20 protein-coding genes are annotated in these 24,467 nt (G+C 49.2%); 16 read left to right on the top strand and 4 right to left on the bottom strand.

The features are described 5' to 3' along the window. Positions 1-7 precede the first annotated feature (7 nt). The 8 genes from arc to tatC all read left to right on the top strand — a co-directional run bounded on the left by arc (position 8) and on the right by tatC (position 8,250). Positions 8-1,537, top strand: a complete 1,530-nt coding sequence (gene arc, locus AT687_RS06040) for a proteasome ATPase (protein WP_014319081.1) — start codon at positions 8-10, stop codon at positions 1,535-1,537. Continuing rightward, entirely contained in the window at positions 1,534-3,060 is a 1,527-nt protein-coding gene (dop, locus tag AT687_RS06035) for a depupylase/deamidase Dop (protein WP_014319080.1), read from the top strand. The genes arc and dop overlap by 4 nt, the downstream gene beginning before the upstream one ends. Before the next feature lie 57 nt (positions 3,061-3,117). Beyond that, entirely contained in the window at positions 3,118-3,312 is a 195-nt protein-coding gene (locus tag AT687_RS06030) for a ubiquitin-like protein Pup (RefSeq protein ID WP_003851469.1), read from the top strand. Then, positions 3,290-4,756 (top strand): Pup--protein ligase, encoded by a 1,467-nt coding sequence (gene pafA, locus AT687_RS06025; RefSeq protein WP_047928670.1) that lies wholly within the window; start codon positions 3,290-3,292, stop codon positions 4,754-4,756. Before AT687_RS06030 ends, pafA begins: the two co-directional genes overlap by 23 nt. A gap of 24 nt (positions 4,757-4,780) precedes the next feature. Then, positions 4,781-5,758, top strand: coding sequence for a helix-turn-helix transcriptional regulator (locus tag AT687_RS06020; RefSeq protein ID WP_014319078.1), 978 nt, complete (start codon positions 4,781-4,783; stop codon positions 5,756-5,758). Between the two features lie 64 nt (positions 5,759-5,822). After that, positions 5,823-6,782 (top strand): WYL domain-containing transcriptional regulator, encoded by a 960-nt coding sequence (locus AT687_RS06015; RefSeq protein WP_014319077.1) that lies wholly within the window; start codon positions 5,823-5,825, stop codon positions 6,780-6,782. Positions 6,783-6,816: 34 nt separating this feature from the next. Further along, positions 6,817-7,083 (top strand): Sec-independent protein translocase subunit TatA, encoded by a 267-nt coding sequence (gene tatA / locus AT687_RS06010; protein WP_003851463.1) that lies wholly within the window; start codon positions 6,817-6,819, stop codon positions 7,081-7,083. Between the two features lie 72 nt (positions 7,084-7,155). Further along, on the top strand, positions 7,156-8,250 hold the full coding sequence (tatC, locus tag AT687_RS06005; RefSeq protein WP_014319076.1) for a twin-arginine translocase subunit TatC: 1,095 nt from the start codon (positions 7,156-7,158) through the stop codon (positions 8,248-8,250). Positions 8,251-8,335: 85 nt separating this feature from the next. Here tatC and AT687_RS06000 read toward each other — a convergent pair whose 3' ends face one another. Continuing rightward, on the bottom strand, positions 8,336-8,806 hold the full coding sequence (locus AT687_RS06000; RefSeq protein WP_021335021.1) for a tRNA (cytidine(34)-2'-O)-methyltransferase: 471 nt from the start codon (positions 8,804-8,806) through the stop codon (positions 8,336-8,338). Positions 8,807-8,905: 99 nt separating this feature from the next. Between AT687_RS06000 and AT687_RS05995 the strand changes: the two genes are divergently transcribed. Genes AT687_RS05995 through AT687_RS05970 form a run of 6 tightly spaced genes read left to right on the top strand, consistent with a single transcriptional unit; the run spans position 8,906 to position 16,483 of the window. Then, positions 8,906-11,698 carry a DEAD/DEAH box helicase gene (locus AT687_RS05995; RefSeq protein ID WP_014319074.1) on the top strand — a complete coding sequence of 931 codons (2,793 nt, stop codon included), beginning with the start codon at positions 8,906-8,908 and terminating at the stop codon, positions 11,696-11,698. Positions 11,699-11,748: 50 nt separating this feature from the next. Beyond that, entirely contained in the window at positions 11,749-12,888 is a 1,140-nt protein-coding gene (locus AT687_RS05990; RefSeq protein WP_014319073.1) for a M24 family metallopeptidase, read from the top strand. Further along, complete coding sequence (locus AT687_RS05985; RefSeq protein ID WP_014319072.1) at positions 12,885-13,661, top strand: SDR family oxidoreductase; 777 nt, start codon at positions 12,885-12,887, stop codon at positions 13,659-13,661. The genes AT687_RS05990 and AT687_RS05985 overlap by 4 nt, the downstream gene beginning before the upstream one ends. 22 nt (positions 13,662-13,683) lie before the next feature. Next, the gene (locus AT687_RS05980; RefSeq protein WP_014319071.1) at positions 13,684-14,964 is read left to right on the top strand and encodes a bifunctional cobalt-precorrin-7 (C(5))-methyltransferase/cobalt-precorrin-6B (C(15))-methyltransferase; all 1,281 of its coding nucleotides are present in this window, start codon (positions 13,684-13,686) and stop codon (positions 14,962-14,964) included. Positions 14,965-14,990: 26 nt separating this feature from the next. Then, positions 14,991-15,764 (top strand): precorrin-4 C(11)-methyltransferase, encoded by a 774-nt coding sequence (gene cobM / locus AT687_RS05975; protein WP_014316731.1) that lies wholly within the window; start codon positions 14,991-14,993, stop codon positions 15,762-15,764. Next, positions 15,752-16,483 carry a cobalt-precorrin-6A reductase gene (locus AT687_RS05970; RefSeq protein ID WP_014319070.1) on the top strand — a complete coding sequence of 244 codons (732 nt, stop codon included), beginning with the start codon at positions 15,752-15,754 and terminating at the stop codon, positions 16,481-16,483. The genes cobM and AT687_RS05970 overlap by 13 nt, the downstream gene beginning before the upstream one ends. An 81-nt stretch (positions 16,484-16,564) precedes the next feature. Here the strand turns inward: AT687_RS05970 and cobJ are convergent, their stop codons facing one another. The 3 genes from cobJ to AT687_RS05955 are packed head-to-tail and all read right to left on the bottom strand — an operon-like array spanning position 16,565 to position 19,889. After that, a complete protein-coding gene (gene cobJ / locus AT687_RS05965) occupies positions 16,565-18,061 on the bottom strand; it encodes a precorrin-3B C(17)-methyltransferase (RefSeq protein ID WP_014310422.1) in 1,497 nt (498 codons plus the stop codon). Beyond that, positions 18,058-18,708 (bottom strand): precorrin-8X methylmutase, encoded by a 651-nt coding sequence (locus AT687_RS05960; RefSeq protein WP_014319069.1) that lies wholly within the window; start codon positions 18,706-18,708, stop codon positions 18,058-18,060. The genes cobJ and AT687_RS05960 overlap by 4 nt, the downstream gene beginning before the upstream one ends. Further along, positions 18,705-19,889 (bottom strand): precorrin-3B synthase, encoded by a 1,185-nt coding sequence (locus AT687_RS05955; protein ID WP_014319068.1) that lies wholly within the window; start codon positions 19,887-19,889, stop codon positions 18,705-18,707. Before AT687_RS05955 ends, AT687_RS05960 begins: the two co-directional genes overlap by 4 nt. Positions 19,890-20,263: 374 nt before the next feature. Here AT687_RS05955 and cobN point away from each other — a divergent pair, with 374 nt between their 5' ends. Both cobN and AT687_RS05945 read left to right on the top strand, forming a co-directional pair. Further along, the gene (gene cobN, locus AT687_RS05950) at positions 20,264-23,890 is read left to right on the top strand and encodes a cobaltochelatase subunit CobN (RefSeq protein WP_014319067.1); all 3,627 of its coding nucleotides are present in this window, start codon (positions 20,264-20,266) and stop codon (positions 23,888-23,890) included. A gap of 39 nt (positions 23,891-23,929) precedes the next feature. After that, positions 23,930-24,460 carry an FxsA family protein gene (locus AT687_RS05945; protein WP_010934911.1) on the top strand — a complete coding sequence of 177 codons (531 nt, stop codon included), beginning with the start codon at positions 23,930-23,932 and terminating at the stop codon, positions 24,458-24,460. The last annotated feature ends 7 nt before the right edge of the window (positions 24,461-24,467 follow it).

The following is a 24,467-nucleotide window of genomic DNA, read 5'->3' as shown; positions in this document are numbered from 1 at the left end:
AAGGGTCATGCTTACATCTGATCCATCCGAGTCGACGGCGCATCTGCAACGAACCATTTCGGACCTGAGCGCACGTAATGCGAAATTAGCTGAATTGCTTAAGGCTTCTCGGGACAAGCTGTCTATTTTGCAGGATCAGCTGGAGGATTTAGCAGCTCCTCCGTCCACGTATGGCACGTTTCTTGAATTTTCTGGGGGTCGAGAAACTGCAGAGGTTTTTACTGCCGGTCGGCACATGCGTTTACGGATTTCACCTGATGTAGAAAAAGCTGAACTGATTCCCGGTGTGCAGGTTCGCTTGGGCGAGGCAAGTCAAGTAGTAGAAGTATGCGGCATAAGTACTACTGGGCAACTGGCTACACTAGTAGAACTTCTCGCTGATAATCGTGGTTTAATCTGCGATCATACTGGCGAAGAGCGCGTTGTTAAGCTTGCCGCAGCACTGACAGAAGGCGTCGATAAGCTGCCCAAAGCAGGTGATACGCTCCTCGTCGATCCACGCGCCGGCTATGCCTTCGAAGTAATACCCAAAACGGAAGTGTCCACATTGGCGCTGGAAGAAGTTCCTGATGTGACATATGCAGATATCGGCGGTCTAAATAGCCAGATTGAGCTTATTCATGATGCTGTAGAACTTCCGTTTACTCAGCCTGATCTTTATCGTGCTTATGATCTCAAGCCTCCTAAGGGAGTTTTGCTCTATGGGCCACCTGGTTGTGGTAAAACTTTGATCGCTAAAGCCGTGGCCAATTCTTTGGCACAAAGAATCGGAGCGGGTAACCGTAGTTATTTCATTAATGTCAAAGGCCCCGAACTGCTGAACAAGTATGTCGGTGAAACTGAACGTCGAATTCGACTGATTTTCGAGCGAGCTCGCGAACTCGCCGAAGAAGGGCGTCCTGTTATCGTATTTTTTGATGAAATGGAGTCGATTTTCCGTACCAGAGGATCTGGAGTTAGCTCTGATATGGAAACCACCGTGGTTCCGCAACTTTTAACTGAGCTTGATGGCGTAGAGTCCTTAAGCAATGTCATCGTCATCGGTGCTACAAATCGTGAAGAATTAATTGATCCAGCTATTTTGCGTCCAGGCCGTTTAGACGTGAAGATTCGTGTAGGACGTCCTGATAAACAAGCAGCCCGTGACGTTTTCGCACGCCATTTGAAACAGAACATTCCGGCTGCTGAGCCTATTGATTCACTGATAAATAATGCTGTCGATCATCTTTATGCTGATAATCCCTATGTGGAATTGTCGTTAATCGATGGCAGCACTGAAATCCTGCACTATCGGGATTTTGTTTCAGGGGCGATGATCGCCAACATTGTCGATCGTGCAAAAAAATGTGCGATCAAAGACCATATCGCAGGCCGTCACTCAGGAGTTGCCTCAGAACACCTGATTGCAGCGATTAACGCTGAAAATCATGAGAGTGAAGACTTACCGAATACATCTAATCCTGATGATTGGAGTCGTATCATCGGCCGCCATGGACTTCGAGTAGCACACGCCCGAGTACTGGGAGGACAACGATGAGCAGATTTGTTGGTACAGAGACAGAATATGGAATAGCGACTCCGTCAAACACGATGCTGAGCCCTATCGTCACGTCGACTCATGCAGTGGTGGCGTTTTCGTTGGGGGAGCGGTGCGCGTCTCAAGCTCGTTGGGACTTTTCAGAAGAATCACCACTAAGAGATCTTCGTGGCTTCGATTTACGTCGTTACCGCACAGTTCCGGTCGTGGATCCTCATGCTTTGGGCGTAGCTAATTCAGTTCTCATTAACGGAGGACGGTTTTATGTTGACCATGCTCACCCAGAGTATTCATCGCCTGAAACAAGTTCTGCTTTCCAGGCGATGCTTTACGACGCCGCAGGTGACGTAGTAATGAATCGTGCAGTGGAACTTGTTGCTGAAAATTCCCAGCGTAAGCATTCGGTGTTAGAACATCATGATCCATGTCCACCACTAAAAATTTATAAAAACAATGTGGATGGTAAAGGCGCCAGCTATGGCAGCCACGAAAATTACCTCTATGATCGCGCAATTCCTTTTGAAGAGATTGCTTCAGGTTTGATTCCCTTTTTCATTACTCGGCAAGTAATCATTGGAGCGGGTCGAGTTGGAATAGGGCAACATGGCGAAAAATCTGGTTTCCAGATTAGCCAACGTGCCGATTATATTGAGCAAGAAATTTCACTGGAAACAACGCTTAATCGTGGCATTATCAATACCCGCGATGAACCACATGCAGATAGCGAGCATTTTGGTCGCTTACATGTCATCATCGGTGATGCCAATATGTCGCAAACTTCTAACTTTTTGAAAATTGGCATGACTACTTTAGTACTCGACGCTATTGAAGCTGGAGTTGATTTCTCCGACCTCGCGGTCGCAAATCCGGTCGCAGAGGTAAGTGCAATATCACATGATCTCACGCTTACGCACAACATTGTCCTTCGCGATGGAAGAACTTTGACAGCACTTGAGCTCCTCGACGAGTACCGCAAACGTGTATCTCCACAGTCAGATGAGGATCTTGATGTTTTGAAGGAATGGTCTGAAATACTAGATTTGCTGTATAAGGGACCTTTCTATGCCGCCGACCGACTTGACTGGTGTGCCAAGTGGCAGCTTATTTCTTCATTCATTAAGCGTGGAGTACCGATTGATGATCCTAAAATTCAACTCATCGACCTGCAGTACGCTGATATTGATCCGACTAAAAGCCTTTATCATGCGCTCGTCCGCAAAGGTCGCATGAGAACTCTTGTGTCTACCGAGCAGATTAATCGTGCTGCTTGGTCACCGCCAAAAGGTAGCCGTGCTTATTTACGGGGCAGTCTAATCTCACGTTTTCCTGACAACGTTGTTCAAGCAAGTTGGGATTCCATCACACTTCAAACGTCTCGTGATCAAGCTACAAAAATCAAAATGCCAGTGGTTCAATCACTGTCCGCGGAAGCAATCACTGCCATCGACACGGCTTCTTCAGTCAAAGAGGTTGCCACTATTTTGTCTCAGTGGTTACCGGTCACAACTATTTCCTTGACATAAAACTTTGTTTTCATGCAAGGGTACGCTAATAACTTAGATCTTTAAGGAGCAATCATTATGAACCAGAACGGTAGCCAAATTCATTCCGGCGGCAATGGATACTCTGACGATACTGACACGCCTGGGGTTTCATCTGGTCAAGTAAGTGTCAACACTGCTGGAGTTGATGATCTTTTAGATGAAATTGACGGTCTTTTGGAATCAAACGCTGAAGAGTTCGTTCGTTCCTATGTTCAGAAAGGTGGACAGTAAATCCGTGGGCGAGTACGAACGCACAGTTTTTACACGACGAATCACGGGCGTAGAAACCGAATACGGAATCACTTGTGTCGGCGACAACAGCCGCCGGCGCCTCGGTGCGGATGAGGCAGCACGCTATATGTTCCGTCCCGTTGTGGAGGAATGGGGAAGCTCCAACGTGTTTATCCCCAATGGAGCACGGCTATACTTGGACGTGGGTTCCCACCCTGAATATGCTTCTGCCGAGTGTGATTCACTTTCCCAGTTAATCGCCTATGACCGTGCTGGCGATAAAATTGTTGATCAATTAGCGCAACGGGCGGAAACTGCACTAGCAACAGAGGGAATTGGGGGCAGAGTTTATCTATTTAAGAATAATCTTGATTCACTCGGAAATTCTTACGGCTGTCACGAGAATTATCTTGTAAGCAGAGACGTTGTCCTCAAAACGTTGGGAAGACAACTTCTACCATTTTTGATTACCCGTCAACTGATATGCGGTGGTGGATCCATCCAAGATGGGCAATTTCAAGTCTCTCAACGAGCTGATCATGTATGGGAAGGCGTATCTAGCGCTACGACTAGGTCCCGCCCGATTATTAATACTCGAGATGAACCACACGCAGATTCTCATCGCTTTCGAAGGCTCCATGTAATCGTCGGTGATTCAAACATGTCTGAGACAACATGTGCGTTGAAGATAGGCTCGACTCAACTGGTCCTTGAGATGATTGAAGCTGGTGCTTTAAGTCATGACCTTGAGCTAAGCAATGAAATTGCCGCAATTAGGGAAATCTCTCGAGATATTACTGGCATGGCTCCAGTACCGTTGAAAGTTGGAACATCGATGCCTGCCATTGAAATTCAGCGTCGATATGCCGAAAAAGCTCTGTGGTGGCTCGAGCAACGCGATGATACAGAAGGAACGCCAAACGCTGAAATGCACAAGGTTGTGTCTTTGTGGCTCGATACAATATCTGCTATCGAATCAAATGATCTCCAGGCTCTATCTCGAGATATCGACTGGGCTATCAAACTATCACTATTACGCCGTGCTCAGCGTCGCATTGGCTGCAGTGAGTCTGATTTTACTCATCCAAAATTGGCTCAATTAGATTTGGCTTACCACGATATTCGCGCTGGTCGAGGTGTTTTTCCTGTTTTGGAATCGAAGCAGTTAGTCAATAGATGGATTAACGATACAGATATAGAACAGGCCACACGCATTGCGCCGTCAACTACCCGCGCAGCTCTTCGTGGAGAATTTTTAACGGCTGCCAAGAAACTTCAAGCACCCATATCTGCTGATTGGCTACGGCTTAAAGTGAACCGGCCAGAGCCTCAAATTATTGAGCTTACTGATCCTTTTGAAAACACAGACGATCGCGTGGACCAGCTCATTAACTACATGCGAAATCATGCGGCTTCTTACAGCACAGAAACTGCAATTTCATAAGTTTGGATAACGTGGAGATTTGTCATGGGCAAAGATGTAGCGCTGGAAAGAATCGTGAACTTGACCTTTGCGTTTTTGCGAGCCGAAACCCAAGGCAGACACTATATTTCAGCTGACTGGGTGATCAAACACGTCGATGGCTATGCAAAAAATTCTGCAGGCCAGATCCGTAGCGATGCTGCTGCGCATCAATTGTTCAAACGCGATCGCGCAGCCCTTGACCGCGCCGGTGTTCCCATCGAAACAATCGCTACTGGTGCACAAACTCTTTATCGTTTGCGCACCGAAGATTATTCGCTTCCTGAAGTGACTTTCACTCCTGAAGAAGCCACCGTTTTGGCACTGGCTGGACAAATGGGACTAGGAGACGAATTAGCAACTTTTTCTCGATCTGGGTGGACTAAAATTGCAGCTAGCGGAGTACAACGCGAGCTCACGAGTACCCCTCGGTACACGCCAGTAAACGACGTTAATTCTATTGCCGCCCGTGATTTTGATGCAATCTTGGCTGCCCGTGCACACCGCAGTGCAGTAACTTTTGATTATTATGAAACGTCTACTTCATCGCCTCAACAACTCATCATGGATCCATGGTCGATTGTGAGCGAACGAGACCGTGTTTATCTAGTTGGCTACGATCATGATAGACAAGCTCCTCGTTGTTTTCGTATCACGAAACTTTCTGGCATCCGACGTGTTGCTTTAGAAGCTGATTTTGTCGAACCAGATGCCAACATTGACCTTCAACAATTAGTAAAAGAACAACTTCGTCGTGGGAAGCTGCTCGTCAACGCAATCATCAAGGTACAACCAGACAAGGCACAGGAGTTGACAAGTAGGGGAGAACGTCAACCAGACGGCACGCTGTTACTACGCGATGTCGACCGTGATTGGTTGGTGCGAACGCTTGCACGATATGCGCCGCATGCACGAGTGCTTAGCCCTGATGATCTCATTACAGATGTCGTGTCACTGCTCAAACAAGCTGCAGGGGTTGATTAAAATAGAGTCTGCTTATCGTAATAACGCCAATCACCGACTTGCCGATCTGGTCCGTCTACTTAATTTGTTGCCCTACTTTCAAGCGCACCCAGGCCGTTCCATGATGGAAGCGGCGGTGGATTTAGGTTCCACACCAAGCCAAATTAAAGAAGACCTCAACCGGCTGTTTTGTTGTGGTCCAGGCACTTTTCCCGATGAACTAGTTGATCTTGATGCACAACTACAATCCGTAACTATCTTTGATAGTCAAGGTATGGACGCTCCGCTTCGACTTACACGAACTGAAGCTGGTGCATTGCTATTATCTTTGGAATATCTCGAACAATTTCCTGAATTAGTTCATATGGAAACGGTAAAAAGCGCAGCTAAAAAACTTCGAGAAATTATGGGCCCCGAATCTTCCGCTGTATTCGATTCGCAGCGTTTCGAAGATACTCCTGCCTCAGAACCAGTTATTGATGTCATTCGCGACTCCATGGCTCAACGAGTGCAACTGCAATTTGATTACTATTCCCGCGCAAAAGACACCACAACCAAACGAATAGTAAGCGCGACTCGACTTTTTAGCGCTGATGGTTCTACCTACTTAGTTGGATGGGACCACGAAGCTCAATCACACCGTACGTTTTTGACTACTCAAATCCGCAATGTGTGGTTGAGCACACAACCTGCCCAGCCACACGTATCTTCTTTGCGCTTCGATGCTTCCGATCCGTTTGGGCTCCAGACTGCTGAGCAGCATGTTGAAATTGAAATAAACGAATCCGCCCAATGGCTCACCACGGTATTTCCACTTGAAGACGTTCAGCCCGCACACAACGGCTGGATTCAAGCGATCATGCCAGTAGTCTCCTATTCGTGGCTCATTGATACTTTAACGCGCAACGCAGACCGCATGCGATTAAGAGACGTCAGATCTCCTTTAGCTATTAGCATGCGTGAGTCAGCCAAATTGGGCTTGACCGCGTATGCTAGTGAACATGCCGAGGGCAATCAGTTTGAGGGGAAAGAGTCCTTAGAATGATTGCTTACTATCGACCTTGAAAGAAAGGCTCATCATGAACCTAGGACCTACCGAAATCCTGTTAATCCTCGTCATCGTTGTACTGCTTTTTGGCGCCAAAAAGCTCCCCGATGCAGCGCGTTCTCTTGGCCGCTCTATGCGCATTTTTAAGTCTGAAGTAAAAGAAATGAGCAATGACGATCAACGCTATGAGGAGCAACAGCAGCAGCGTCAGATCGCAGCACAGGCTCAGCAGCAAGTCGTCAATCCTGTAGAGATTCCACAGCCACAGCCAACTGATATTCAGCGTCCACAGCAATAACACTGGTATTTATGTGTAAGCCCCAACCATATATGGAAAGGGGTTTACGCATAATGTACTTAAGGAACTCAAATGAGCAACGTTGATGTTCAGTCCACTACCAAGGCGACGAGGGTTCGTCGGAATCGGATTCATAATCCTTTTTCTGTGCGTCCAAAACGTCCTACCGATGGCTCGATGTCTCTTGTAGAGCATTTGCAAGAACTTCGCCGTAGAGTGATCATATCAGTTTTGGCTTTGATTGTTGGCACCATCGTGGGGTTCATGTGGTATCAACACCCAGTCAATCTCCATTGGTTTACGCTGCGTTCCCTTGGCGATATCTTGCGCGGACCATACTGTTCGCTTCCACCTGAAAACAGGGCAGTGTTAACTCTTGACGGTGAATGCAGACTCATCGCCACCAGCCCGTTTGAGATGTTTATGCTTCGCCTCAAAGTTGGCGCGCTTGCAGGTTCAGTCTTCGCTTCGCCAGTGTGGCTGCAACAGCTGTGGGCTTTCATCACGCCGGGATTGATGAAAAACGAACGCCGATGGACGTTATCTTTTGTCACAGCGGCGGTTACTTTATTCGTTTCCGGTGCTGTTTTAGCCTATTTTGTTATCGCAATTGGTCTGCAGTTTCTACTCACAATGGGTGGCGAGTTTCAGGTAACCGCGTTGTCTGGCGGTCAATACTTCAATTTCATCCTCACCCTGCTTGTCATGTTCGGTGTGAGCTTTGAGGTGCCACTTATTATCGCAATGCTCAATCTCGCCGGAATTTTAAGCTATGAATCAATCAAAGATAAGCGACGCATCATAATCGTATCTGTCTTTATTTTTGCTGCATTCATGACACCAGGCCAAGATCCATATTCAATGGTGGCGCTCGGCGCGTCATTATGCCTGCTTGTGGAACTTGCGATTCAATTCACGCGGTTGAATGACAAACGTCGTAAGAATACACGTCCTGATTGGATGGACGTTGATGATGAACATGCTTCTGTGCTCACACCAGCATCCGACTCTCTTGAGGGCAGTAGCCCTATTACTTCTTCGGATCCAATCGCACCAACCAGTCCTATCTCTGCATCGGCTCCAGAATCTCCATCAGCTGTGGCTCCCTCTACATTAGAGCGACCACAACGGCTTGATACGCAATCTAATTTTGATGACGTACTTTAGCTAGAAACCATTCAGAATAGATAAGGGAGCAGCAACGCCTTAGTACAGCGTTGCTGCTCCCTTATCTATATCGAAACGTTGGAATTTATTGTGCTCCTTCAAAGCCCAACTGTCGCCATGCTTCGTAGATCGCGATGGATGCACAATTGGAAAGATTCATGGAACGACGTGCCGGTAACATGGGGATTCTTACCTGCTGAGTTATTCGAGGATGCTCAAGGTGTTCAGTTGGTAACCCTGTCGGCTCGGTACCGAATAGAAGGACATCGCCTTCTTTATATTCGATATCGGTGTACCAAGTGGTTGCATGGGAGGAAAAAGCAAAGATCCTAGAATGCGGTAATGCATTCATGCAGGCATCGAAATTCGAATGAATATGGACATCGGCTAAGTCGTGGTAATCCAATCCTGCGCGTTTGAGGTTTTTGTCTTCAAAGTTAAACCCCAGCGGCTCGATAAGGTGCAAACTTGCACCAGTTACGGCGGAAGTCCTAATAGCATTACCTGTGTTATTAGGAATTACTGGATTATCAAAAACTATATGAAGCTTACTCATAGTAAATGAGTGTAGGGCTACATTAACTAAAACGTGACACCACCATGATTCATCACCCCATTTACGTTTTCTCCGCATCTAGCAAGTAGCCTTGAAGTCATGAATGCCACCGTGGAACCAGAATCACACTTGAGCTATTTTGCTGCACGCCAAAAATTTCCACTTGATGAATTTCAAATCCGAGGGTGCCAAGCGGTAGAAAGCGGCCGTGGTGTCCTAGTTTGTGCGCCTACGGGTGCTGGAAAAACTATTGTCGGTGAATTTGCTGTTTCCCTTGCTATTTCGCAACAAACAAAGTGTTTCTACACCACACCAATTAAGGCGCTTAGTAACCAGAAATTTCACGACCTTGTAAAGGCTCATGGTGAAGATAAAGTCGGCCTACTTACTGGTGATGTTTCTATTAACCGCGATGCCGACATCGTTGTCATGACTGCTGAAGTTCTTCGAAATATGATCTATGCAGATTCAGAGGCTTTAGATCGGCTGAGTCACGTCGTAATGGATGAGATTCACTTTTTATCTGACTCCTCCCGCGGCGCAGTTTGGGAAGAAGCAATCCTCGGTCTTGACGCATCTGTGAACGTGATCGGTTTATCTGCGACGGTAAGCAATTCAGAGGAATTCGGCCGGTGGTTGAATACTGTTCGCGGAGATACCGAAATTATCGTTTCGGAAAACCGCCCTGTACCCCTCAACCAATGGATGCTCGTTGCCCGTCGTATGCATCCTTTATTTGAGCCCGGCACAACAGGAGAAGTCAATAGTCGTCTCGTCGAGCACATCGAGCGTCTCGAAGGAACGACCACAGATGGCACTGAGTACGGCCGCGCCCAGCTCAAAGCTGGAGGATTCCGAAATAGATCTCGTGCAATGGACTCAGATAACCGAGCTTCGCGACGATCCCCGCACCGCCGTTCTGACAAGCATCGAGCCTTATCACGCCCAGATGTCCTTCATATCTTGCAAGAACAGGACATGCTACCAGCGATTACGTTTATTTTCTCACGCGTCGGTTGTGATGCTGCACTCCATCAATGTATGCGATCGAGCCTAGTCCTTACTACTCAAGAAGAATCAGAAGAAATCTCCGATATCATCACCGCTGGCGTATCGGGCATACCCGAAGAGGACCTTCGTCTACTTGACTATCGTCGCTGGCGCCAAGCGCTAATGCGTGGATTTGCTGCGCATCACGCGGGTATGTTGCCTGCTTTTCGACATGTCGTGGAAAAACTATTTACCAAAGGACTAGTTCGAGCGGTTTTCGCTACAGAAACATTGGCACTTGGTATCAACATGCCGGCACGCACGGTTGTTTTAGAAAAACTCGTGAAATTCAATGGCGAAGGGCACGCCGATCTAACGCCTGGACAATATACGCAGTTGACCGGACGCGCTGGCCGTCGAGGTATCGATGTCATTGGAAACGCGGTGGTGCAATGGGCACCGGCGATGGATCCCGGACAAGTTGCTGGACTTGCCTCTACTCGCACTTATCCACTGGTCTCTACCTTTGCACCGGGTTACAACATGTCGGTGAACTTACTGAAGACTATCGGATTTGAACCTGCGCATCGCTTGTTAGAAAAATCCTTTGCCCAATTCCAAGCCGATGGCAGTGTTGTTGATGATATTAAAGCAATCGAATCCTTAGAAGAATCCGTCGATCAATTAACTAAACAACTTCATGCTGCCTTTGATAGTCACGATCAAGACGGTGCAGGAGACGTCGATAGTTTCTTGGAGTACATCCGCATACGTCGTGAGCTCACCGAAGAAGAACGCAAACATAAGCGATTGTCTATTGAGCAACGTGATATGGAAACGACAAGGGTCTTAAGCAAGCTACAGCTCGGTGATGTGATAGCAATGCCTGGCAAAAAGCATCCGCTATTAGCTGTAGTGGTTAATCCAGCTAATAATAAAAAAGATCCACGCGTATGGATCACCATGGAAACAGGTTGGTCTGGACGCGTAGGAACAGATGCATTTGCGATGCCTCCAGTTGCCATTGGCCATATGCGTTTGAGCAGGCAAACTATTGCACAACCACGTAAAAATTCGCGTTTTGTAGTTGACCAGTTCCGAAAAGCGAATTTCCAACGTCCTAGACGGCTGAAAACTTCTCCGCGGAATCGCCCTAATGCGACGATTTCGGCGCTGAGGGAACAGCTTCGTTCACACCCCGCGCATCATTGGCGCAAGAGGGAAGATCTCGCTCGGGTGGGGGAGCAATTGGTTCGAGAGCAACGCATGCTTGAGGCAGCTCAACGCAAAGTCAACGAGGCAACCGATACGCTGGGTCGTACTTTCGATCGAATTATCAACTTGCTTGCCGAATATGATTACGTCGAATTCCATGACGGGGTACCTGTAATTACCGAGGAAGGCGAAAACCTCTGCCAGATTCATAACGAGTCTGACCTATTAGTGGCACAATGCCTCAAACGAGGAATCTGGGATGACCTAGATCCAGCAGAATTAGCTGGTGTAGTTAGCATGTGTACTTTTGAAAACCGCCGAGAAACTCGCGGAGAACCTGACGCTGCCACCGAAGAAATGGCGAAAGCCATGAACAACACAGTGCGTATCTGGGAGGAACTCAGCTCTGACGAGCGTCGTTATCGGCTGCCCATCACTAGGTATCCCGAAGGTGGATTCGCATTAGCGATGCATCAATGGGCGGCAGGCGCTCCACTCGGCTATTGCATTGCTGCTGCCTCGGAATCCGGAGCCGAACTTACACCTGGAGATTTTGTTCGTCAATGCCGACAAGTTGTCGATTTGCTCGAACAAGTACGATCGACTGCTTACAATAACGACACTCGGCGTGCTGCGCGCAAGGCTATCGACGCTATCCGCAGAGGCGTCGTGGCGATCGGAAACTAGATTTCATTAACTACCTCGGTGTGTGACACCGAGGTTTACTATTAATCACTATGATCAATACATTTCCTTCAAGTGTGTATGCAAAAAGACTCCAGCAAGCTTCTCAAGGGGCAATCAATCACGGGCTCCGTGGTGTGGTAATTGGCCCAGGACCACAGCTGGAATATCTCACTGGTCTACGCATAGATACTCACGAGCGTTTTAGTGCTTTGATTATCCCTGCAGGGTTTTCTTCACTATCTGATGCGGTATTGGTTGTGCCCTCAGTTGATCGTGGCGATGTGGTTCGCAGCGCCATAACGGAAATGGGCGTTACAATTCAGTATTGGGATGATGGGGAAGACGCACATACCCTAGCTATGCATGCCTTATCGCCGCTTCGCGACGCGGATGTAATCGGAGTTGATGATCACCTTGAAGCGGCACACCTTATTAGCCTGATGGGGCTTGCAGGACAAGGGGTTTCATTTGTATTAGCTCATACTGTGATGAGCGAGCTTTTTATCAATAAAGACCCTGATGAAATCTCACAACTTCGCTCGGCTGGTGAAGCAATCGACCGAGTTCACGCCGAAGTTCCCCACCTGATTACTGCAGGCCGTACAGAAGCCGAAGTTGCACAAGATCTTCATCGCCTAATAGCCCAAGAACATTCCGCAATTGATTTCATTATTGTTGGAAGTGGACCCAATGGGGCGAATCCGCACCATGATTTTTCAGACCGTATCCTCAATACTGGTGACATTGTGGTCGTTGATATCGGAGGAACTTTTGGAGCTGGGTATCATTCGGATTGCACGCGCACTTTTGTTGTTGGTGGTCCACAACATCTGCCCTCCGACGCTAAAAATTTATACGCAGTACTAGAAAAAGCCCAAGAGTCTGCAGTAGCTCACGTTCGCCCAGGGGTAACGGCCGAATCTGTAGATAATGTCGCGCGAGAGATCATCACGCAAGCAGGATATGGAGAATATTTCATTCACCGAACCGGACATGGAATCGGACTATCTACTCACGAAGAACCCTTCATTATGAAAGGGAATAAGTTAGTACTTCAACCTGGAATGGCGTTTTCCATTGAGCCAGGAATCTATATTCCAGGAAAATACGGCGCCCGAATCGAGGACATAGTCGTCGTTACTGAATCAGGCTGTGAACGTTTAAACAACCAGCCGCGAACATTGCAATGAGCTACAACATGAAAAAAGTAACAGAAACTGTCGTCATTGTAGGAGCTTCAAGCGAAATCGCAGGGAGGATTGCCATCAATCTTGCTTGCAACCGCGACTTTGTTCTCTTAGCGCGACAATCAGAACGTCTTACCACCCGTGGGGGACTAGTGTCGGTGCTCAAAGAGCTAGGAGCCCGCAACGTCGAGGTCCGAGAATTCAACGCAACAGATTTTACGTCGATAAGGCCGATAATCAGCCAAATTCCACGTATTGATCATGCCGTAGTCAGTTTCGGAACCCTCGGTGACCAGAATAAAGCCGAATCAGACGAAGCGCATGCTGCTGAAATCGCTACGATAGACTACACGGCACAAATTGTTGCGCTTACAGTGCTTGCCGACATCATGAAACGACAAACACATACATCTACGATCACTGTATTTTCATCTATCGCAGGATGGCGGCCTCGACGGGCCAACTACGTATACGGATCGACCAAAGCCGGACTCGATGCATTCAGCCAAGGACTTGCCGACTCTCTTCATGGCAGCTCAGTAAAAATGATCATCGCTCGACCAGGTTTCGTTATCGGACACATGACTCGAGGAATGAAACCCGCTCCTATGTCAGTTACTCCCAACATCGTCGCCGAAGCGATTTGCTCAGCAATTACTCGATCAACAAAAGAAAAATCTACAAGCACAACTCTATGGATACCGTCGAAGCTAGCGATTCTTGCCACAATAATGAGGCTCGTCCCACGCCGAATTTGGCGCAAAATGCCACGCTAAAACGGGGTAAAGTAGAGAAACTATGAGTATGGAAGCAACCGCGCGCGTTTCTGAATTGGGACGCCCCAAAAACGACGATGGCCAAGCACACACCGGTAGCATTACCGTCGTCGGAATTGGAGCTGGCGGTGTAGAAGAACTTGGTGCACAAGCTCGCACCGCACTACGCCAGGCCACAATCATCATCGGATCCAAACGCCAACTCGGACTGCTCCCCGAAGATTTCCAAGGCGACCGAATCGCATGGCCATCTCCGCTTGTTCCAGCAATCCCAGCACTCTTCGCTGAATTCATCGACAAAGAAGTCGTAGTCCTTGGATCCGGTGACCCCATGTTTCACGGTATCGGCAGCACACTCCACCGACTGCTTCCAAATCACAGCATGACCGTGATTCCGCAGCCATCATCGGCATCGCTAGCGTGTGCTCGACTCGGTTGGGCACTAGATACAACAAGCGTCTACAGCCTCGTCACCCATCCCATCGCACATCTCACATTAGCAATCGAACAAGGTGACCGTTTCCTAGTATTAGGACGCAACCATGAGTCTCCACACGAGATCTGTGAACACCTTATTTCTTTAGGTCAAAGCACCGCAGAAGTAACCGTTCTGAGCGATATCGGCAGCGTTAGCGAAACAATTACTTCAGGAGCAGCTACTGACTACCCGTCGAACGATTCAGCATTGAACGTTATCGCGATACGCCCACTCGCCGCCACCCGAAGTAGAGTACCAGGACTACCAGACTCCGAGTACGTCACCGATGGTCAGCTCACAAAACAACACGTCCGAGCACTCACGATATCAGCTTTGGCTCCTAAACCTCATGAAACTCTCTGGGATATCGGAGGCGGATCCGGTTCCATCGCTATCGAATGGCTGCGTTCAACGCCACAAACGACAGCTGTCTGCTTCGAAATATCGGAAGAACGTCGCGAACGAATCCTCAGCAATGCAATCAACCTCGGGGTATCCGATAGGATAGCAGTGCAGCAAAGCGCCCCCAGAGCATTTGACGATGTTCCAGACAACCCCGACGTCATCTTCATCGGCGGTGGACTTACCGCTCCGGGCGTGTTCGAGGCCGCATGGAAACGCCTACCAGTAGGGGGTCGATTAGTAGCCAACGCAGTGACAGTAGAAAGCGAACAAATGCTTTGGGCACTGCGTAAACAATTTGGTGGAACTATCAGTTCGTTTGCTATTTCGCATGAGCACACAGTGGGCTCATTCATCACCATGAAACCTGCATTACCGGTACACCAATGGACCGTAGTAAAAGCATTGACAAAGGAACTCTGAGTAGAAAGCAACAAGGTTAATTCATTATGACAGTTTACTTCATTGGTGCAGGCCCCGGCGCTGCAGATCTTCTTACACTTCGTGCGCATAACATCATCAAATCGGCACAGGTGTGCATGTACGCTGGATCAATTGTCCCACCAGAAGTGTTGGAATCGGTTCCACAAAACGCTGAGGTGATTAATACAGCCCGTATGCCGCTTGACCAGATCATGGAAAAAATTGTTGCTGCGCATAAGAATGGGCATGATGTTGCTCGGCTGCAGTCTGGTGACCCCTCAATTTATTCGGCAGTGGCAGAGCAAGCTCGCAGGCTCACTGCGTTGGGGATTGACTATCAAATTGTCCCAGGAGTACCCGCTTTTGCTGCTGTTGCCGCAGCATTAGGACATGAGCTTACCGTCCCTACTGTCGGTCAAACAGTCATCCTCACTCGAGTTTCAGGTCGTGCGTCAGCTATGCCACAAGGTGAGGACCTGCCTACTTTAGGTAAGAGCGGCGCAACTTTGTGTATCCATCTCGCAGCGCATGACATTGACCGTGTCGTATCAGAGCTGCTTCCTCACTATGGTGAGTATTGTCCAGCGGCTGTGGTTGCTTACGCCTCTCGTCCAGAGGAGGCAATTGTCCGGGGAACACTTGCTGACATTGCAGAAAAGACGCGAAGTGCTGAGATTACCCGTACAGCAATTATTGTGGTCGGAAAAGTGCTCGGAGCTGAAGGTTTCCCCGATTCATTCCTATACTCCGATGACCGACCTCGAGATGAGCACGGTAGGACGATTCCATGCGCGCACTAATCTTGGGAGGTACTGGGGAAGCTCGCGACGTAGCTGCAATTCTTCACGTTGCAGGTTGGCGCGTGACAAGTTCCTTAGCCGGGCGTGTTTCCAATCCGAAGCTTCCAGTCGGCGAGGTCAGAATTGGAGGTTTTGGAGGGCCAGCCGGGCTAACACAGTGGCTTTTGCGCGAAGGGGTTGAAGTCATCATTGATGCAACCCATCCTTTTGCAGAACGTATTAGTGCTTCAGCCGCCGAAGCAAGCAGAGCTACTGGTATTCCTTTGATTGCATTACATCGCCCCGAATGGAAGCCAAGGCCCCGTGACCGGTGGATTCCAGTGACGTCAATGCAGGAAGCCGCAGATAAAGCTGCGCGTGACTATCACCATATTTTTCTAACAATTGGCCGACAGCAACTAGCCCCATTTGCTCACGACGCTCATAACCTTTACGTCGTACGTGCCGTAGAGCATCCCCAAGTGGCGTTGCCTCAACGTCATCGGCTCATACTTTCTCGTGGTCCTTTCACACTGGAAAGCGAGAAGAAATTGATGATTGATAACCAGATAGACTGTGTTGTTACCAAAAATTCTGGTGGGCCGCTCACACACGCCAAACTTGATGCCGCCCGTGACCTAGGTATTGACGTAGTAATGGTGCAACGACCTCAATTACCCAAGGTTACTCATGTTGCCACCTCGGCTGCAGAGGTAGCTGAAATTATTGATTCCTTGTAACTCCGGATGTAAATAATCGGTGTGGCCTCGAGCTTTTCTCATCTAAAAGCTCGAGGCCACACCGATTTAATTGCTCAAAAACTAGGTGTACCACCGCGAGGTAAATACTCGGGCTCCATCGCCACCTTGATAGGTTTTAGTCGTCGATGCTCCAATAATGATCATTGTTCGCATATCAACAATATCCGGATCAAAGTCTTCAAGCGTCGTCACTGTGACGGTTTCTTGATCAGATCCCACTGCACGAGCAACGATGACAGGTGTTGATCCCGCCTGATACTCACTAACGATTTCTTTCATGCGCGCGACTTGCCAACGTCGTTCTTTTGACGCAGGGTTGTAGCAAGCAAAAGCCATATCAGCACTGGCTAATGCTCGAATTCTTTTTTCTACAATTTCGAAAGGCTTTAGACGGTTAGACAACGAAATCATACCAAAATCGTGCCCCAAAGGTGCACCTACACGAGAAGCAACGGCTTGAGCTGCGGTCATTCCTGGGATGATGCGAACCGGTACTTCACGCCACTGATCGTCATCAGCTGTTTCCAAGACTGCTGCTGCCATCGCAAATACTCCAGGATCACCAGAAGAAACTACAGCAACTTTGCGGCCTTGTTTTGCCATATCCAACGCCATGGCCGCCCGTTCCGCTTCGACTTTGTTATCAGAAAGGTGTCTACGTTGTCCCGCTTGCTGCGGCACTCGATTTACATACGTAGAGTATCCAACGATGTCGGTGGCTTGTTTAAGCTCAGCCATAACTTCGGGAGTTGTCCAACGATGAGCGCCTGGGCCGAGTCCAACAACTACTACTTCGCCTTGTTGTTTATCACCTGAGTCTCCATTGGTATCAGTTATAGAAGGAACCACAGCTACGGAGAAATAGGGAATGGCCTGTGGGTCTGCTTCCATGACAGGAACTGAATGCTGATCAGCCATTCCGACGCGTACCACCACGTGAGCACGATCTGCTACGCCAGCTTCGATCATGGCTTTGCGGACTTTATCGAATGTTCGGCCGAGTTTCATGACGACAGCACCATCAGAATCTGACAGCCGTGCCACGAGTTCGCTATGAGGCAATGTTCCTGGAAGGATAGTCAGTACATCGTCATCTTCGCATAGAGGTTTTCCTAGCACATCAGCAGCTGAAGTGATCGAAGGAATACCAGGAATGATTTCAGCGTTAAAATCTTCAGACAACAATCGATGAATATGCTGATATGAGCTATAAAGCATCGGATCTCCAAGCGCAAGAACTACTACGTTCTTACCTTCGATCAGATGATCACGTAAGCGTTCGCCCACGCTGGCATAAAATGCTGCCATAGCGCCAGCATACCCACCCGGATGCTCAGTGACACCGGTCGTAACAGGGTATTCCAGCAACTCGAGTACTTGGTCTTGGCGAATATACGACTCCGCAATGCGATGAGCGGCCGATTGACCATTCGGCTTCGCATGGAACGCAATAACATCTGCCGACTTGATTGCTTTTACTGCTTTAACGGTAAGAAGCTCAGGATCACCAGGACCTACTCCGACTCCGATAAGCTTTCCTGCGGTCACAGCTGTCATGGAAGAATCTCCTTTTCCGTAGCCAGAGCATTGATCGCGGCACAGGTGATAGCTGATCCGCCACGACGCCCGTGAACAGTGACAAATTCGACGCCTAAGTCGTGGGCAACATTGGCTAATGCTGCTTTCGATTCTGCGGCGCCAACGAATCCCACAGGAATACCCAAAATCGCAGCAGGGCGTGGTCGCTGCGGGTCCTCAGCAAGCCAATTAAGCAGGTGAAAGAGCGCAGTAGGCGCATTGCCGATAGCAACAACTGCACCAGCAATATGTGGCTCCCACAATTCGACAGCGGCAGCAGATCGAGTTGTACCAAGTTTCCGAGCTAGTTCCACCGAACGAGGTTCATTAAGCAGACAGATTACTTCGTTGTCTGCAGGCAAACGTTTACGAGTCACGCCACTTTTCACCATATTGACATCAGTCAAGATTGGTGCGCCTCGGCGCAATGCATCACGGGCGGTATTAACAACTTCGGTGGACAATTCTATATCTTCCGCCAAATCAACTTCGCCTGCTGCGTGAATCATTCGAACCGCGATTTGTGCCTGTTCGTCATCGAACCGGCTTAAATCCGACTCGTCACGAATCATGGCAAAGGATTGCCGATAGATCTCATTACCGTCTGTGATGTACTCGAAGCTCACCGTTCTGAAACCTCATATTCTCCGTCGCCGACCGCAACGTATTCAGTGTGATGTGACAAAGGGTGACCGCACCTGCGATCACACCCTGAAAAGTGTACTAAACCATTGATCTCATCACCGGATTGGACAAGCGTCGTCGCATCTTGTTGCGTATTGGTCAGCGACTTTTGGCAGCCTGGAAGGCCGGTACAAGCTGTGACCTTGAGCCAAGGGGAGTGGGCATCAAAGATAAGACCTTGCGGTGCCAAAACCTTTGTTACCGCTTCTGCTTCATCTTCTTTCAAACCATGGATAACAAGTGAAGCCCAGGGCGTAATCGATGTCTCAGCTCCTACAGCCGCAAGAATGCGAGCAACCTTCGACGTCAGGAAACCAAATCGCAATCCTGCCCCCAAGGTCACTGTACCGTCGTCTGCTGAAATCCAGCCAATCGGACGGGCAGATCCTTGAGCACGTGGGACAGCAACCTCACGACGGACTACGTCGAAACGCTCATGAAGCTCCTCAGCGATCCGTTGACGTGCAACAGGACTTTCATGTAGCCGCCATTCAATTTCACGCATATTTTGCCAAATCTCCGCAGCTGCAGTGAGGATTGTGGCAACTTCATCAGAATCAGCTATAGCGACGCTCGTTGTTTTACCACCCAAAATCAACTGATAAGCTCCGTCTACATACACCACGCCGAAATCGGGATTCTGGCTCACGATATCGCCAGAACCGGCATCGAAACCAAAAAGAGTACGGCCGGAAAGGCCAGCAACCACGTCGTTTTCTAGAAGACATTGATCCAAATCATCCGTAAGCGTCCACAGCTCAGGGCTCAGAGGTGAGCACAAAATGTTTCGGATCTTATCGTGGCGACGGGAAGGCAAAAATCCTGCAGCTTCAACCACATCTGCAAATGCTGCCTCATCTGATACACCTCGGAACTGCATGTTGCCTCGAGTCGTGATGTGAATGCTGCCATCACCTAGCTCATCAGAAATCCGAGCAATGTCTTCCCATTGGGATGCACGAACACGACCACCTGGGAAGCGAACACGACCAATGGCACCATCATTGGCATGGTGAAGTTTGAGCGCTCCAGGGCACATATCGGAGCGGCTTCGGTCAGGATGTGCGATAAGTACAGCAGCAGACTTCACATCTGCGCTCTTCTGAAAAGTCATGGCGCTCATAGTAGTCACATAAAACCAACAAAACTCACTAATGTGAGGTGTTCAATGTTGGCTTTTGTCACATTAGGTCATCATAATTTTTGATTAGTCCCGATCGAATTGAACCCGAGTGCACAAACTCAGTGCGACATGCAGTGGAAATCCTCGCACTCAGTTAAGCTAGATCGGAACCATGACGTAGTCATAGAACACTTTCAAGGATAAAAATCACAGTCGTGAACTCGGTGAAAACCCGGACGGTCGCGCCATTGTTACAGTCAGACCACAACCGTGATGCTTTCCTTTGAAAGACGTGTTCTGAAACAAGACATATGCCATGCAACTTTTACGCCTGCGCTGGGCGCGCCTCCCACGAAAGGAATTGACGTTTTACGATGATCACATTGCTCTCCACCTCCGATACCGATTTGTTATCAGCCAAAGCAGCAACAACACAATCAGAAGTAGAATTCCAGTACTTCAATCCCAACTATGTGAATGAAGAAAAACTAGGCGAGCTCATCGCCACAACCGACATCTTTGTAGTTCGTCTACTAGGTGGAAAACGGGCTTGGGAAGCAGGCCTTGATACGCTCCTTTCTACGCATATTCCTGTTATCGCAGTTTCCGGCGAACTAGCAGTAGACGCAGAGCTCACCGAGTTATCGACTGCCCCCGCGGGCGTTGTCACTACGGCACACACTTACTTAGCCGAAGGAGGAGCAACAAACCTCGCCAATTTGCACAACTTCTTGTCTGACACGCTGCTACTAACTGGTCTAGGGTTCGATCAACCCCAGCACATGCCATCTTGGGGATTTTTGGATTCCACCGCGCACCAGAACAGCTTCGAATCATCGCTACCTAAAATCGGCATCATTTATTACCGAGCCCAACACATTGCAGGAAACACTGCATATATCACCGAGCTTGCCAACGCTATTGCAGCTCAAGGCGCAGTACCCGTACCAATCTTTTCGGCTTCCTTACGCCAAGCATCAGAAGACCTTCTCGCTGAACTTTCTACATGCGATACCTTAATCACTACAGTTCTTGCAGCTGGTGGTACAAAACCAGCAACCGCAGGCGCAGGCGGAGATGATGAAGCATGGGACGTCGCCAAGCTAGCTGCCCTCGACATTCCTATCATCCAAGGCTTAGCCCTCACCAATTCCAAGTCTGACTGGAACGACAACGACGAAGGACTAAGTCCCCTAGACGTAGCAACCCAAATCGCTGTACCGGAATTCGATGGGCGACTAATTACCGTTCCATTTTCTTTCAAGGAATACGACGAAGACGGACTTATCGCCTATGTTCCTGATACTGAACGCTGTGCTCGACTAGCTGGTATCGCAGTACGCCACGCACAATTACGCAAAAAAGAAAACAAGGACAAAAAACTTGTCCTCATGCTTTCCGCATACCCAACTAAGCACGCTCGCATCGGCAATGCAGTCGGCCTTGATACACCGCTATCTACGCTAAGAGTTCTAGAAGCGCTACACTCCGCAGGCTACAACATCGGAGACCCCACCAATATCCCCGGATATAGTACCGAAGGCGACCACGACGGCGATGCTCTCATGCACGCCATCATCGCAGCAGGTGGGCATGACCCAGAATGGCTCACCCAAGAAGTACTAGACACCAATCCCCTCAAACTTGCAAAAGACGACTACCTCGACTTCTTCGCAACCTTGCCTAGCGCAATGCAAGAAGAAATGACTGAACATTGGGGTGAAGCTCCAGGAACTCACTACGTCAACCCCAAAACACACGAGCTTTACATAGCCGGACTACAGTTCGGCAACATCGTCGTCATGGTCCAACCACCCCGCGGCTTCGGTGAAAACCCAGTAGGCATCTATCACGACCCAGATCTACCTGCTAATCACCACTACCTCGGCGTCTACTTCTGGCTCCGCGAAAAATTCCACGCAGACGCCATCGTCCATATGGGAAAACACGGCAACATGGAATGGCTACCTGGCAAAAATGCCGGCCTATCACCAGAATGCTACCCAGACCAAGCGATCGCAGATCTCCCCTTGATCTACCCATTCTTAGTCAACGACCCAGGCGAGGGGACACAAGCAAAGCGCCGAGCACACGCAACGTTAGTTGACCATATGATTCCACCAATGGCACGAGCAGAAACCTATGGTGACATCACTCGACTCGAGCAGCTACTCGACGAACACGCAACCATTGCAGCCATGGACCCAGCTAAACTTCCCGCAATTAGGCAAGAAATCTGGACTCTCCTTCAAGCCGCAAAAATGGATCGCGACCTCGGATGGGATGAACGACCAGACGAAGACGCATTTGATGACAAAATGATGGAGATCGACGGTTGGCTCTGCGAAATTAAAGACGCAGCTATCCGTGGTGGCCTCCATATCCTCGGCGAAAACGTCACCGGAGAAATTCGGGTTGAACTCGTTCTCGCCATGCTCCGCGCACGCCAACTTTGGGGAGGAGAAGAAGCAATCCCAGGACTTCGCGAAAGCCTTGGGCTCTCCGAAGCAGGCGACGAAAACCGACACCGTGTCGACCATATCGAAAACATCGCGCACGGAATGCTCACCCGCCTCGAGGAAAACAACTGGGACCCTACAGCAGTAGCCGAAATCGTCGACAATGCCGAGCTACCAGATGATGCCAACCGCGCCGGGGTTACAGCGCTGCTCATTTTCGCGTGCAACGAGATCATTCCACGTCTCGAACAAACATCCCGCGAAATCGATCAAATTCTCCGCGCTCTAGACGGACGCTTCATTGAAGCTGGCCCATCGGGTTCTCCAATGCGTGGCCTAGTCAACGTTTTGCCTACCGGACGTAACTTTTATTCAGTAGATCCGAAATCCTTACCTTCACGCCTAGCGTGGGAAACTGGCCAATTGCTGGCGGATTCTTTAGTGCAGCGATACCGCGATGAGCACGATGGGCAGTACCCTAAGTCTGTCGGACTCTCCGTATGGGGAACCTCCGCAATGAGAACTTCTGGCGATGATATCGCTGAAGTATTCGCACTGTTGGGTGTTCGTCCGGTATGGGACGAGGCTTCTCGACGCGTTGTTGATCTTGAAGTCATCTCGCTAGAGGAACTTGGGCGTCCCCGAATTGATACCACCGTTCGCATCTCGGGCTTCTTCCGTGACGCATTCCCACATGTGCTAGCCCTTATCGACGACGCAGTTCAGCTAGTTTCTCAACTGGATGAACCAGCAGAACAAAACTTCATTCGTGCGCACATGATCTCGGATCAGCACGATCACAATGTACCGGTTCGACGGATCTTCGGATCGAAACCAGGAACCTACGGCGCTGGACTTCTAGAACTCATAGAATCTGGCAATTGGCGCGACAATCAGGATCTTGCAGAGGTATACACCAACTGGGGCGGATACGCGTATGGCCGAGGAGTCAACGGCGTAAAAGCCCACGAAGAAATGCGAAGTGCGTATCGACGCATCCAAGTGGCTGCTAAAAATGTTGATTCTAAAGAACATGACATTGCAGACTCCGATGATTACTTCCAGTTCCACGGCGGAATGGTAGCTACAGTTCGTGCGCTTACCGGATCGGATCCTGAGGCGTACATCGGGGATTCGACTCGCCAAGAAACGGTCAAAACGCGAACGCTACATGAGGAATCTCGTCGTGTATTCCGAGCACGTGTAGTAAATCCTCGCTGGATTGAAGCAATGCGTCGCCACGGGTACAAAGGCGCTTTCGAGATGTCCGCAACCGTTGACTACCTCTTTGGCTACGATGCCACCACTGGCCTCATGGACGACTGGATGTATGAAACGCTAACCGATACATATGTAAAAGACCCGAGTAATCGCGAGTTCTTTGAAAAATCAAATCCGTGGGCACTTCGTGATATCTCGGAGCGTTTGCTCGAAGCTGCCGATCGAGGCCTGTGGGAAAACCCAACAGCAGAGGCACTGGATACCTTGCGGAATACTTTCCTAGAAATGGAAGGAAATCTCGAAGAAGGCACACAAAACTAGGGAGCCTTGTTTCATCTCATGAGCAGGTAGGGTAGGAGCATGCGTCTTTATTTTGCTTTGCCCTACCTCCTCATCGAGGCCTTGGCTTTTTGGGGAGTATCTCGGTGGCTCGGAACTGGGGTCGCCTTGATCCTCCTTTTTGTGTGCTTGTTCGGTGGCCTGATTCTTGCTGCATGGGAAATGCAAAATATTTCCCGCAAACTTAGCCGCGGGACGGCTTCCGCGGGACGTGCCGTAGGCGACCTTGGTTTGATAGGTGCCGGAGCAATGGGCGTTGCAATGCCCGGCTTCGTTACCTCAATTGCTGGTCTACTGCTTATCTTCACACCCACACGTGCTTTAGTGAGAAATCTCTTAGCAAAAAAGCTTCGGACGAAGATCGAAGAACTCGGTGCCAAAAGCTTTGAAGCTACAAATGCGTATCGACAACAAGCACACTACGGATCGTTCGCACAACCTAATACCTCTGAAGTGATCGATGAAGAAGAAATACAGTCGTGGACTCGAAATCTAAAGCCAGAAGATTTCGGTTCCGATGATTCAGGCTCTAACGACTCGGGCCGAAAGTAGCTCATAA

The organism is Corynebacterium diphtheriae, from assembly GCF_001457455.1.
In the GTDB taxonomy this organism is placed as follows: domain Bacteria; phylum Actinomycetota; class Actinomycetes; order Mycobacteriales; family Mycobacteriaceae; genus Corynebacterium; species Corynebacterium diphtheriae.
Note: the sequence above shows the minus strand (reverse complement) of the source record. Positions and strands in the feature narration are given on the sequence as shown.

Bases quoted from the DNA above. Each gene is read 5' to 3' on its own strand.
- arc (WP_014319081.1), top strand. From the start codon at position 8: ATGCTTACATCTGATCCATCCGAGTCGACGGCGCATCTGCAACGAACC.
- dop (WP_014319080.1), top strand. From the start codon at position 1,534: ATGAGCAGATTTGTTGGTACAGAGACAGAATATGGAATAGCGACTCCG.
- AT687_RS06030 (WP_003851469.1), top strand. From the start codon at position 3,118: ATGAACCAGAACGGTAGCCAAATTCATTCCGGCGGCAATGGATACTCT.
- pafA (WP_047928670.1), top strand. From the start codon at position 3,290: ATGTTCAGAAAGGTGGACAGTAAATCCGTGGGCGAGTACGAACGCACA.
- AT687_RS06020 (WP_014319078.1), top strand. From the start codon at position 4,781: ATGGGCAAAGATGTAGCGCTGGAAAGAATCGTGAACTTGACCTTTGCG.
- tatA (WP_003851463.1), top strand. From the start codon at position 6,817: ATGAACCTAGGACCTACCGAAATCCTGTTAATCCTCGTCATCGTTGTA.
- tatC (WP_014319076.1), top strand. From the start codon at position 7,156: ATGAGCAACGTTGATGTTCAGTCCACTACCAAGGCGACGAGGGTTCGT.
- AT687_RS06000 (WP_021335021.1), bottom strand. From the start codon at position 8,806: ATGAGTAAGCTTCATATAGTTTTTGATAATCCAGTAATTCCTAATAAC.
- AT687_RS05995 (WP_014319074.1), top strand. From the start codon at position 8,906: ATGAATGCCACCGTGGAACCAGAATCACACTTGAGCTATTTTGCTGCA.
- AT687_RS05990 (WP_014319073.1), top strand. From the start codon at position 11,749: ATGATCAATACATTTCCTTCAAGTGTGTATGCAAAAAGACTCCAGCAA.
- AT687_RS05985 (WP_014319072.1), top strand. From the start codon at position 12,885: ATGAGCTACAACATGAAAAAAGTAACAGAAACTGTCGTCATTGTAGGA.
- AT687_RS05980 (WP_014319071.1), top strand. From the start codon at position 13,684: ATGAGTATGGAAGCAACCGCGCGCGTTTCTGAATTGGGACGCCCCAAA.
- cobM (WP_014316731.1), top strand. From the start codon at position 14,991: ATGACAGTTTACTTCATTGGTGCAGGCCCCGGCGCTGCAGATCTTCTT.
- AT687_RS05970 (WP_014319070.1), top strand. From the start codon at position 15,752: ATGCGCGCACTAATCTTGGGAGGTACTGGGGAAGCTCGCGACGTAGCT.
- cobJ (WP_014310422.1), bottom strand. From the start codon at position 18,061: ATGACAGCTGTGACCGCAGGAAAGCTTATCGGAGTCGGAGTAGGTCCT.
- AT687_RS05955 (WP_014319068.1), bottom strand. From the start codon at position 19,889: ATGAGCGCCATGACTTTTCAGAAGAGCGCAGATGTGAAGTCTGCTGCT.
- cobN (WP_014319067.1), top strand. From the start codon at position 20,264: ATGATCACATTGCTCTCCACCTCCGATACCGATTTGTTATCAGCCAAA.
- AT687_RS05945 (WP_010934911.1), top strand. From the start codon at position 23,930: ATGCGTCTTTATTTTGCTTTGCCCTACCTCCTCATCGAGGCCTTGGCT.